Below are 11,712 nucleotides of genomic sequence, written 5' to 3' on the forward strand. Positions count from 1 at the left end.
AGACGCTGCAGGCGTCTCTGCTCCTTCACCCGCTCGTCGTGGACGACCTTGTGACTGGCAAGGTCCAGATCTTGCTGTGTGGACATGACTTTCCTCTCCGCGCCGGTGGATCTCAGCGTTGTGCGGTGCCGGCCGGTCGTGCGACCGGGTCGATGGTGACGGTGATGGTGTGTGCGTGAGATGGACCCACCGGGGTCCGGATCGTGTGCCCTGACATGTGATTTACCGCCGATCAGCGGGTGCCGGCCTTGGCGTACTCGGCGACCTTGTCGATGTTGGACTTGTCGATGAACGACGGCCCGGTCAGTGTCGGCCCGCCGCCGCCGATGACGTTGCCGTTGTTCAGGTAGAGCCACAGCGAATCGATGGCCAGGTAGCCCTGCAGGTACGGCTGCTGGTCGATGGCCCACTGCACGCTGCCGTCGGAGATGGCGTCGACGAGTGCCGCGTTGGTGTCGAACGTGTAGACCTTGGCCGGGCTGCCCGCATTGCCGACCGACTGCACGGCGGTGAGGGCGATCGGGGCGCCGAGCGTCAGCACACCGTCGATGGACGGGTCCTGCTGGAGCTTGGCGGCGATCGTCGAGTTCACCGACGGCATGTCCTCACCGTTCACGTTGAGTGTCTCGAACGTGCCGCGGAAGGCCTGCTTGGCACCGGCGCAACGGGATTCGAGCTGAATCTGGCCCTGCTGCTGGATGACGCAGATGACGTGCTTTGCGCCGTCCTGGTTCAGACGGTTCCCCGCGGCCTGGCCGGCGATGGTCTCGTCCTGCCCGAAGTACTGGTTGACTCCCATGTCCTTCCAGGCGCCGTATCCGGCGTTGAATGCGGAGATCGGGATACCTGCGTCCTGCGCGCTCTTGACCGCGGGTGCCATCGCCTCGGGGGTGGCGAGGGTGAGCGCGAGTCCGTCGACCTTGGAGTCGATGGCCGTCTGCACGAGGTTGGCCTGGTTGGGGGCCTGCGGATCGGAGGAGTACTTCAGTTCCACGTTGTCCTTGTCGGCGGCATCCTGCGCGCCCGTGCGGATCAGGTCCCAGAACGTGTCGCCCGGTGCCGCGTGCGTGACCATCGCGATCGTGACGCGCGGGGTGTCGGCGCTGCCCGCGCCGATCCCGGACCCACTGCTGTCCGGCTTGCCTCCGGTGCTCGAGCACGCCGCGAGGCTCATCACCAGGGCACTCGCGCAGGCCAGTACCGCCACGCGACGCCGGTTGGGGAAGTTCATCTGCTTTTCCTCTCGGGGGGACGAACGGCCCGGTGACGCCTTGGCCGTGTGCCTTAGATGTAATACGCGTCACACCCGAAAGTCAATAGTTTGTCTGGACATTAGGACCACATATCAAATGCGCGGACATGGGTGTCCCCGCAGACGACCCGGAAATCGAGCAGATGCGTGGACAGGTGCGGGCGCGCTCAGCGCGTGACCGCTGCCCCGGCGTCACGCGGCAGACGCAACGTGTCGACCACCGTGCACAGCATCAGCAGGCCCAAAAGGACGAAGGTCCAGGAATATTCGGACCCGAACCCGTGCTCGGACGACGTCGCCAACGGCGTGAACGCCGTGAGGGCGAGCGCCGCGACCGCGATCCCGAGACCGGCCGCCAGCTCCTGCACGGCGGCGTTGAGCGTATTCGCGTGCGTGAGGTCGGCACGATCGACGTCGGAGAACGCGAGACTGTTGTACGCGGTGAATCCGACCGAGCGCAGGGCTCCGCTCACGAACAGGACCCCCGCGATGACCGGCATCGGGGTCGACGAGCTCAGGGCGGCGAGCAACCCGAAGCAGCCGACGGACAGCAGGGCGTTGACCAGCAGGATCGGCCTGATCCCGAAGCGCCGCATCAGCGGCGTCGTACACGGTTTGACGGCGATGTTGCCGGCGAACAGCGCCGCGACGAGCAGACCCGCGAGGAACGGAGTCCAGCCGAAGCCGAGTTGGAACTGCAGCGGCAGCAGGAACGGCACTGCCGTGACGATCAGGCGGTAGAGCGAACCACCGGTGACGGTGGTCCGTAGCGTCCGCACGCGCAGCACGCGGAAGTCGACGAGCGGATGGGGAGTGCGGGCGAGATGGAGCACCGAGGCCGCCAGCAAGACGACAGCGACCACTCCCCCGATCGCGACCCGCCGCCAGTCGGTACCCGTCACGCGGATGCTCTCCAGCGCGATCAGGGCTGCCGCGATTCCTGTTCCGACCCCGAGGAGGCCCCGCCAGTCCAGCCGGCTCGTCGACCGCGAACCCGCCCCGTGAACCAGCTTCAGCGACAGCAGGATTCCGAGGACGCCGATGGGAATGTTGATGACGAAGATCCATCGCCACGAGCCGACGGTGGCGATCGCACCGCCGAGGAGGGGCGCGATGACCGGCGCCGCGAGCGCGGGCCACGTGAGCAGCGCTATCGCGCGGACGAGGTCGCTCTTCGTGCTCGACCGCAGCACCGCGAGCCGCCCGACGGGCACCATCATGGCGCCGCCGACTCCCTGCAGCACCCGCATCGCGACGAGCATCGGCAACGACACACTCGCCGCACACCCGATGGACGCCAGCGTGAACACGGCGATGGCGGCCACGAACACGCGGCGGGTCCCGAACCGGTCGGACACCCACCCGCTCGCCGGGATGAGGACGGCCACCGTCACCAGGTAGGCGGAGATCGCGATGTTGACGTCGACGGCGTCGACACCGAAGGACTCGGCGATCAGCGGGATGGCGGGCGCGATGATGGTGGCGTCGAGAATCTCCATGAAGAGGGCACCTGCCACCAGCAGGGCCATCCCACGGGGGAACGACGTCGCGCGCGCGGTTCTAGCGATCGACAACGGTCGTGTCGAAGTAGTACCGCGACGCGCGGTAGCAGTGGCTGCCGAACTCGACGGCGCTTCCCGAGTCGTCGAACGCGGTCCGGTCCATTGTCAGCAGCGGCGCCCCGGTCTTCTCGTCGAGGAGCGACGCCTCCGCCTTGCTCGCCGCCTTCGCGCCGATGCGTTGCCGTGCAAGACGGATGTGCACGCCGCGGGCCCGGAGTGCGTGGTAGAGGCCGTGCGCCTCCAGCTCCTCGGGGTCCGGCGCGAGGTCCACCGGGATGTGGTTGGTCATCAGCGCCAGCGGTTCCCCGTTGGTGCTGCGGAGGCGCCGGATGGACGCGACCTCGGCGCCGGGCTGCAGGTTGAGTTCGGCGGCGACGTCTTCGGCCGGCACGGCGACCTGGTAGTCGAGGAGCTTGGTGGTCGGGCTCTGCCCCGCCCGCGCGAGGTCGTCGAAGAGGCTGGTGAGTTCGACCGGCCGGTGCACGGCACTCTGCACCACCTGCGTTCCGACTCCGCGTTTGCGGACGAGCAGGCCCTTGTCGACGAGCTCCTGGATGGCGCGGCGCGTGGTGGGACGGGACAGGTTCAGACGCTTGGCGAGTGCCAGTTCGTTCTCGAAGCGGTCACCGGGGGCGAGTTCCCCGCCGATGATCGCGTTCTCGATCGTCTGCGCAAGCTGGAAGTACAGCGGAACCGGGCTCGATCTGTCGAGCTCGACTGCGAGTGGTGCACCCACGGACAACTCCGATCCTCGTGCGCGGGCGACGTCCACCGTCGCCGATCTTTCCGGCAGTGTATGCGAACACTAACACCAGATTGACTTCAAGTAATAATGTCAGGACAAAGTCTTGACAGGAGCCGGTGATGTGGAGCACAGTTTCAATCAGACCTCGGCGCCCTGCGCAGACCACCCACAACGACCTTTCGGGAGTCAGCCTTGACCACCATCCAGACGCAACCCAACCGGAACGGATTGGACGTCCTCGCCATCGGGCGCTGCGGTGTGGACATCTACCCATTGCAGACCGGAGTCGGACTCGAACACGTCGAGACGTTCGGTAAGTTCCTCGGCGGGAGCGCGGCCAACGTCACCGTCGCCGCCGCCCGCCTCGGCTGCAGCAGCGCTCTCATCTCGGGCGTCGGAAACGATCCGTTCGGTCGCTTCGTCCGCACGGCTCTCACCGATCTCGGCGTCGACAACCGCTACGTCGGTATCGACACCGAGCACCCGACTCCCGTCACGTTCTGTGAGATCTTCCCGCCGGACGACTTTCCGCTGTACTTCTACCGCAAGCCCGTCGCCCCGGACCTGCAGGTGACTCCGGCGGACATCGATCTCGACGCGGTCCGCGACGCGAAGCTCTACTGGTCGACGGTCACCGGACTGTCCGAAGAGCCCAGCCGCAGCGCGCATTTCGCAGCCTGGGAGGCCCGTGGACGCCGCACCCACACCGTCCTCGATCTCGACTACCGCCCGATGTTCTGGTCCTCCCCCGCCGAGGCCACCGCTCAGGTGCAGCGCGCTCTCCAGCACGTCACCGTCGCGGTCGGTAACCGCGAGGAGTGCGAGATCGCGGTCGGTGAGACCAACGCGCACAAGGCCGCGGACGCACTGCTCGATCTCGGCGTCGAACTGGCCATCGTCAAGCAGGGCCCCAAAGGCGTCCTCGGGAAGACACGCACCCAGAGCATCACGGTGCCCCCGAACGACGTCCAGGTGGTCAACGGGCTCGGTGCCGGCGACAGCTTCGGCGGCACGCTGTGCCACGGACTGCTCGCCGGGTGGCCGCTCGAGAAGATCCTGCGCTACGCCAATGCCGCGGGGGCGATCGTCGCCTCCCGCCTCGAATGCTCCACCGCGATGCCGACGGCCGACGAGGTCCGGGCGCTCGCCGATTCCACCACTTCGGAGGCTGTCAATGTCTGAAACTCTCGCTCACCGCGCAGTCTGCGCGTCCTACGCCGACGTCACCGAGGTACGCGCCAACGACCCGGCGGCCATCGACCGCGCCTGGGCCACCCGGGTCGCCCGGCCCACGGTGCGCGGCAACGGCCGGCTCATGATCGTCGCCGCCGACCACCCCGCCCGCGGTGCACTCTCGGTCGGCGACCGTCCGACCGCGATGAACAGTCGCACCGACCTCCTCGACCGCCTCCGCACCGCCCTGCGCAACCCCGGCGTGGACGGCGTGCTCGCCACCGCCGACATCCTCGACGATCTGGTGCTGCTCGGCGCGCTCGACGACAAGGTGGTCATCTCCTCGATGAACCGCGGTGGGCTGGCCGGCGCCAGTTTCGAACTCGACGACCGGATGACCGGCTACACCGCCGCCGGCACCGCGAAGGCCGGCATGAACGGCGGAAAAATGCTGTGCCGCATCGATCTCGACGATCCCGGCACTCTGTCCACCCTCACCGCGTGCGCCCAGGCGGTCGATTCGCTGGCCGAGGCGGGGCTGATGGCCATGGTGGAACCGTTCCTGTCGCGGCGGGTGGACGGCAAGGTCAAGAACGATCTCAGCGCCGACGCCGTGATCAAGTCGATCCACATCAGCCAGGGCCTGGGGTCCACGTCCGCCTACACCTGGATGAAGCTGCCGGTGGTCGACGAGATGGAACGCGTCATGGATGCGACGACGCTTCCGACGCTGCTGCTCGGCGGAGATCCGCAGACGGCACCCGAGGAGACGTTCGCGAGCTGGGCCAAGGCCCTCGCGCTGCCGTCGGTCCGCGGCCTGATCGTCGGACGCACGCTGCTGTACCCGCGGGACGAGGACGTCGCCGCCGCGGTCGACACCGCCGTATCCCTCGTTCACTGACGCACGCCGGAGAGGCCCACGATGAACAGCAAGTACTACGTGCCGGTCGGTTCCGCGGCCACCGGATCGTTCGACCTCGAGGTCACCCCTGAATCGGCGGGCTGGACCGAATCGAGTCTTCGGGTGCTCACCCTGGCCCCCGGTGGGTCGGCCGAACTCGTGTCCGGTGACGACGAGATCATCGTCGTACCACTGGCCGGGTCCGCGGCGGTGTCGAGCGAGGACACCGAGTTCGCCCTCACCGGACGGCGATCCGTGTTCGACGGACCGAGCGACTTCGCCTACGTGGGCCGCGATTCGGCCTACACGGTCACGAGCGCGACCGGTGGACGATTCGCCCTGTGCGGGGCCCGCGCCCGGCAGAAGTTCCCGTTCCGGTACGTCCCGGCAGCCGACATCTCCGTCGAACTGCGCGGCGCCGGCAACTGCAGCCGTCAGGTGCACAACTTCGGCACCGCCGATCGCTTCGAGGCCGATTCGATCATCGCGTGCGAGGTCATCACTCCCGGTGGCAACTGGTCGTCGTACCCGAGCCACAAGCACGACGAGAACAGCGACGTCGAGTCGCAGCTCGAGGAGATCTACTACTTCGAGATCGCCGAAGCCAATGCCACCGCAGTGGATTTCGGCGGAACCGGATTCGGCTACCATCGCGTGTACGGCACTCCCGAGCGGCCCATCGAGGTGCTCGAGGAAGTGCGCTCCGGCGACGTGGTCCTCGTGCCGCACGGCTATCACGGACCGTCGATCGCCGCCCCCGGACATCACATGTACTACCTGAACGTCATGGCCGGGCCCGGCGAAGACCGCGCCTGGAACATCTGCGACGACCCGGCCCACACCTGGCTGCGCGGCAGCTGGGAACACCAGACCGTCGATCCCCGCCTCCCCCTCCACGCACCATCCGAAGGAGCATGACCGTGGTGTCCACCGCGCCGATGTCGGCGAGCAAGAACCCCAACGCCGAGGGCACCGTCCACCTCACGGTGGCTCAGGCAACCATCCGTTTCCTCGCCAACCAGTACGTCGAGCGGGACGGCGAACGCACCAAGTTCTTCGCCGGCTGCTTCGGCATCTTCGGCCACGGCAACGTCGCCGGACTCGGTCAGGCACTGCTGCAGGCGGAGATCGACGCCGTCGAAGCCGGCACCGAATCCGAACTGCCGTACGTCCTCGGCCGTAACGAGCAGGCGATGGTGCACAGCGCGGTCGCGTACGCACGCCAGAAGGATCGGCTGCAGACGTGGGCGGTGTCGGCCAGCGTCGGCCCCGGCTCGACCAATATGCTGACCGGCGCGGCGCTCGCCACCATCAACCGGCTGCCCGTCCTGCTCCTGCCCGCCGACACGTTCGCCACCCGCGCGAGCGCACCGGTGCTGCAGGAACTCGAACTGCCGTCGAGCGGTGACGTCACAGTCAACGACGCGTTCAAACCGCTGTCGCGCTACTTCGACCGCGTGTGGCGGCCGGAGCAGTTGCCTTCGGCACTGCTCGGCGCGATGCGCGTGCTGACCGACCCCGTCGAGACGGGTGCGGCCACCGTCGCCATTCCGCAGGACGTGCAGGCGGAGGCCTTCGACTGGCCGGAGTCGCTGTTCGCCGAGCGCACGTGGCACGTGGCCCGGCCACTCCCCGAGAAGTCGGTGATCGCGCGGGCCGCGGACGTGATCCGGTCGGCGAAGAAACCGCTGATCGTCGCGGGCGGTGGCCTGATCTACTCGGGCGCCACCGAGACATTGGCCTCGTTCGCCGAGACGACCGGCATCCCGGTCGGTCAGAGTCAGGCAGGCAAGGGCTCACTGCCCTACGACCACCCGCAGTCGGTCGGCGCGATCGGCTCGACCGGCACCACGGCGGCCAATGCTCTCGCCACCGAGTCCGACGTGATCATCGGCATCGGCACCCGCTACAGCGACTTCACCACGGCGTCGCGCACCGCGTTCAACAACCCGGACGTGCGGTTCGTCAACATCAACGTCGCGTCGATCGACTCGGTGAAGCAGGGCGGCGTCAGCGTCGTCGCCGACGCCCGCGAGGCACTCGAGGCGCTCACCGGGGCACTGGGCGATTACCAGGTTCCCGATCAGTACCGCTCGCGCACAGCCGAACTCGCCGAACACTGGGAGTCCACGGTCGCCTCGGTCTACAAGATCGACGACGACTCGCTCGGCCTCAACCAGAATCAGGTCATCGGACTCGCCAACACGCTGTCCGACCCTCGCGACGTCGTCGTGTGCGCCGCCGGCTCCATGCCCGGCGACCTGCACAAACTGTGGCGCACCCGCGACTCCAAGGGCTACCACGTCGAATACGGGTTCTCGTGCATGGGCTACGAGATCGCCGGCGGCATCGGCGCCAAGATGGCCTGCCCCGACCGCGACGTGTTCATCATGGTCGGCGACGGCTCATACCTGATGATGGCCACCGAACTCGTCACCGCCGTGCAGGAGAACGTGAAGGTCATCGTGGTGCTCGTGCAGAATCACGGCTTCGCGTCCATCGGGTCGCTGTCGGAGTCGCTCGGATCCCAGCGGTTCGGCACCGACTACCGGTACCGTGGCGACTCCGGCCGGCTCGACGGCGACATCCTGCCCGTCGATCTGGCGGCCAACGCCGCGAGCCTCGGCGCCGACGTGATCCGCGCGAACACGGCAGCCGAGTTCGCCGACGCCGTCAAGGTGGCGAAGGCGAGCGACAACACCACCGTCATCCACGTCGAGACGGACCCGCGAATCGCCGCACCGGACAGCGAATCCTGGTGGGACGTCCCCGTCAGCTCGACCAGCACCCTCGACTCCACCCGGACCGCCTACGAGACGTACGCGCAGTGGAAGAAAATCCAGCGTCCGTTCCTGCGCCCGTCCGGCAACTGACAACTCTCCCCATACACCTCTCGAAAGGATTTCCCGATGAGCGTCATTCGCGTCGGATCCGCCCCCGACTCCTGGGGCGTCTGGTTCCCCGAAGACCCGCAGCAGACCCCGTACGGACGGTTCCTCGACGAGGTCTCGGCATCCGGTTACGAGTGGATCGAGCTGGGCCCGTACGGCTACCTGCCCACCGACCCGCAGCAGCTCCGCGACGAACTCGCGGCCCACAATCTGAAGCTGTCGGCCGGCACCGTGTTCGAGCACCTGCACCAGGACGACTCCTGGGATGCCGTGTGGACCCAGATCGAGGACGTCGCGAAGCTGACCGCCGCCGTCGGCGGCAAACATGTGGTCGTGATCCCGGAGATGTGGCGCGACCCGAGCAGTGGCGAGGTGCTCGAGGACCGCAATCTCACTGCGGAGCAGTGGAAGAAGAAGACCGGCGGCATGAACGAGCTGGGCAAGAAGATGTTCGAGCAGTACGGCGTGAAGGCGCAGTACCACCCGCACGCGGACAGCCATGTCGACACCGAGGAGAACGTGTATCGCTTCCTCGACGGCACCGACAGCGAATACGTGAACCTGTGCCTCGACACCGGCCACATCAGCTACTGCGGCGGCGACAACCTCGCGATCATCGAGCGCGCTCCCGAGCGGATCGGCTACCTGCACCTCAAGCAGGTCGATCCCGAGGTCCGCGCCAAGGTCGAGGCCGAGGACCTGCCGTTCGGCGAGGCCGTCAAGCTCGGCGCGATGATCGAGCCGCCGCTCGGCATCCCCGACCTGCCGCCGCTGCTCGCCGCAATCGAGAAGCTCGACATCGACGTGTTCGCGATCGTCGAGCAGGATCTCTACCCCTGCGCCGTGGACGTTCCGCTGCCGATCGCCCAGCGCACCCGTAAGTACCTGGGGTCCTGCGGGATCCCGTCCGTCAAGTTCGTCTAACCGATCACGTCAGGAGCTAGTCAGCTATGTCCGGAAGCAACGACCTGCGCATCGCCGTCCTGGGTGTCGGAATGATGGGCGCCGACCACGTCGCACGCATCACCGAACGCATCAAGGGCGCCACCGTCGCCGTCGTCAACGACTACTTCATCGAGAAGGCCGAGCAGATCGCCGCCGGGATCCCCGGCTGCCGGGTGATCAGCGACCCGCTCGACGCGATCGCCGACCCCGATGTCGACGCCGTCGTCCTGGCCACCCCCGGCCCGACGCACGAGAAGCAGCTTCTCGCCTGCCTCGAGCACGGCAAGCCGGTGATGTGCGAGAAGCCGCTGACCACCGACGTCGCCACGTCCCTCGAGATCGTCAAGCGCGAAGCCGAACTCGGCAAGAAGCTGATCCAGGTCGGCTTCATGCGACGTTTCGACCACGAGTACGAGCAGTTGAAGACGCTCATCGACGACGGCGTGTTCGGGCAGGTGCTGCTCGCCCACTGCGTACACCGCAACCCCGCCGTGCCGCCGAGCTTCGACAGCTCGATGATCGTCAAGGACTCGCTGGTCCACGAGGTGGACGTCACCCGATTCCTGTTCGACGAGGAGATCACCTCCGTCCACATCCTCCGGCCGGCCGCGAATCCCGGTGCCCCCCAGGGACTGCAGGACCCGCAGATCGCGTTCTTCAGTACAGAGTCCGGTCGCCACGTCGACGTCGAGGTCTTCGTGACCACCGGTGTCGCGTACGAGGTGCGCACCGAGATCGTCGCCGAGAAGGGTTCGGCGTTCATCGGTCTCGATGTCGGACTCGTCCGAAAGTTCGGCACCGGCGCGGGCAACGGCCGCTCGGGCGCAGGTATGTCGGGCGGGGAGATCACCCCCTCGTTCAAGGAGCGCTTCGGCCAGGCGTACGACGTCGAGATCCAGCGCTGGGTCAACGCCGCCCGCACGGGCGCGGAGACCGGCACCTACATCGACGGACCCGGTGCGTGGGACGGCTACGCCGCCGCTGCCGTGTGCGCCGCCGGCGTGCAGTCGCTCGAGACCGGCGAACGTGTGACCGTCGACATGGTCGACCGTTCCTCCATCCCAGGAGCGGAGCCTGCGGAGCGACCCATCGGACCGGGGGCCTGAACACGATGAAGATTGCACTCGATCCCACCCCCTTCCACCACGACTACTCGCTTCTCGAACTGCCGGCGGTGGTTGCCGAACTCGGCTTCGAACACCTGCAGCTCACCCCGCACCGCGACATGATCCCGTTCTTCAACCACCCGAAGGCCGACGACGAGTTGGTCCGGCAGTTCCGCAAGGCCTGCAGCGACGTCGGCGTCGGAATCGCCTCCGTGTTGCCGGTCCTGCGGTGGTCCGGCCCGGACGAAGACGCCCGCGAGGCGGCGGTGCGGTACTGGAAGCGCGCCATTCAGATCACCGTCGACCTCGGTGTGAACGTGATGAACACCGAGTTCAGCGGCCGCCCGGAGAAGGCCGAGGAATCGGAGCGCGCCTTCTACCGGTCGATGGAGGAACTCGTCCCCATCATCGAGCGTGAAGGCATCGACGTCCGCATCGACCCGCACCCCGACGATTTCGTGGAGAACGGTCTGGACGCCATCCGGATGATCCGCGGCATCAACTCGAAGAACTTCGGACTGGTGTACGTCGCGTGCCACAGCTATCACATGGGCGCCGGCATGCTCGAGATCATGCGCGCGGCGGGCGACATGCTGCGGCTCGTCCACGTCGCGGACACGATGGATCACCACCGCTCCCACGGACTGCGGTACATCACCAATCCGCCCGGCAACGCGGTGCGTGTCCACCAGCACCTCAAGATCGGTGACGGCGACCTCGACTGGGACGAGTTCTTCGGCGGGCTGTCCGAACTCGGCTTCTACGACAAACCCGACACCGTGATGGTGTCGAGCGTCTTCGCCGAGGACGAGAACGCTCACGATGTCTCCCGCTACCAACTGAAGACCATGAAGGATTACATCGCGCGCACGCGGTGAAAGGACAACACATGAGCACCAACATCACTCGCGAGATCGCACACTGGTCGGACGGCAAGGGTTTCGCCGGTACCAGTGGTAACACCGCCCCGGTCACCAACCCGGCGACCGGTGCCGTCACCGGGCAGGTCGCCCTCGCCAGCGTCGAGGACGCCCGCGCCGTCATCGATGCCGCCGCCGCCGCGTTCCCCGCCTGGCGCGACACCTCCCTCGCCAAGCGTTCCTCCATCGTGTTCAAGTTCCGGGAACTGCTCAACGA

11 protein-coding genes are annotated in these 11,712 nt (G+C 67.2%); 8 read left to right on the top strand and 3 right to left on the bottom strand.

The annotated features are described in order from the left end of the window. Positions 1-232: 232 nt before the first annotated feature. The 3 genes from ACFWAY_RS51345 to ACFWAY_RS51355 form a co-directional block, all read right to left on the bottom strand. Positions 233-1,231 carry a substrate-binding domain-containing protein gene (locus tag ACFWAY_RS51345; protein WP_378452209.1) on the bottom strand — a complete coding sequence of 333 codons (999 nt, stop codon included), beginning with the start codon at positions 1,229-1,231 and terminating at the stop codon, positions 233-235. Positions 1,232-1,419: 188 nt separating this feature from the next. Next, positions 1,420-2,781, bottom strand: coding sequence for an MFS transporter (locus ACFWAY_RS51350; RefSeq protein WP_378452261.1), 1,362 nt, complete (start codon positions 2,779-2,781; stop codon positions 1,420-1,422). A gap of 31 nt (positions 2,782-2,812) precedes the next feature. Further along, positions 2,813-3,550, bottom strand: coding sequence for a GntR family transcriptional regulator (locus ACFWAY_RS51355; RefSeq protein ID WP_378452208.1), 738 nt, complete (start codon positions 3,548-3,550; stop codon positions 2,813-2,815). A 201-nt stretch (positions 3,551-3,751) separates the two neighbouring features. On the opposite strand from ACFWAY_RS51355, the gene iolC reads away from it, so the two are divergent. The 8 genes from iolC to ACFWAY_RS51395 form a co-directional block, all read left to right on the top strand. Beyond that, positions 3,752-4,741 (top strand): 5-dehydro-2-deoxygluconokinase, encoded by a 990-nt coding sequence (gene iolC, locus ACFWAY_RS51360; RefSeq protein WP_378452207.1) that lies wholly within the window; start codon positions 3,752-3,754, stop codon positions 4,739-4,741. Further along, the gene (locus tag ACFWAY_RS51365; RefSeq protein ID WP_378452206.1) at positions 4,734-5,633 is read left to right on the top strand and encodes an aldolase; all 900 of its coding nucleotides are present in this window, start codon (positions 4,734-4,736) and stop codon (positions 5,631-5,633) included. The genes iolC and ACFWAY_RS51365 overlap by 8 nt, the downstream gene beginning before the upstream one ends. A gap of 21 nt (positions 5,634-5,654) precedes the next feature. Further along, positions 5,655-6,551 (top strand): 5-deoxy-glucuronate isomerase, encoded by an 897-nt coding sequence (gene iolB, locus ACFWAY_RS51370; RefSeq protein ID WP_378516194.1) that lies wholly within the window; start codon positions 5,655-5,657, stop codon positions 6,549-6,551. Further along, positions 6,548-8,506, top strand: a complete 1,959-nt coding sequence (gene iolD, locus ACFWAY_RS51375) for a 3D-(3,5/4)-trihydroxycyclohexane-1,2-dione acylhydrolase (decyclizing) (RefSeq protein ID WP_378516195.1) — start codon at positions 6,548-6,550, stop codon at positions 8,504-8,506. The genes iolB and iolD overlap by 4 nt, the downstream gene beginning before the upstream one ends. Before the next feature lie 36 nt (positions 8,507-8,542). Continuing rightward, a complete protein-coding gene (locus ACFWAY_RS51380; RefSeq protein WP_164060493.1) occupies positions 8,543-9,448 on the top strand; it encodes a sugar phosphate isomerase/epimerase in 906 nt (301 codons plus the stop codon). A gap of 26 nt (positions 9,449-9,474) precedes the next feature. Then, positions 9,475-10,575: a Gfo/Idh/MocA family protein gene (locus ACFWAY_RS51385; protein ID WP_378516196.1), complete on the top strand. Its 1,101-nt coding sequence runs from the start codon at positions 9,475-9,477 to the stop codon at positions 10,573-10,575. Between the two features lie 5 nt (positions 10,576-10,580). Next, on the top strand, positions 10,581-11,453 hold the full coding sequence (locus tag ACFWAY_RS51390; protein WP_378452202.1) for a sugar phosphate isomerase/epimerase family protein: 873 nt from the start codon (positions 10,581-10,583) through the stop codon (positions 11,451-11,453). Between the two features lie 11 nt (positions 11,454-11,464). Then, a partial coding sequence (locus ACFWAY_RS51395) for an aldehyde dehydrogenase family protein (protein ID WP_378516197.1) occupies positions 11,465-11,712 on the top strand: 248 nt, incomplete at its 3' end.

Source organism: Rhodococcus sp. NPDC059968 (assembly GCF_042738615.1).
Classification (GTDB): Bacteria; Actinomycetota; Actinomycetes; order Mycobacteriales; family Mycobacteriaceae; genus Rhodococcus_F.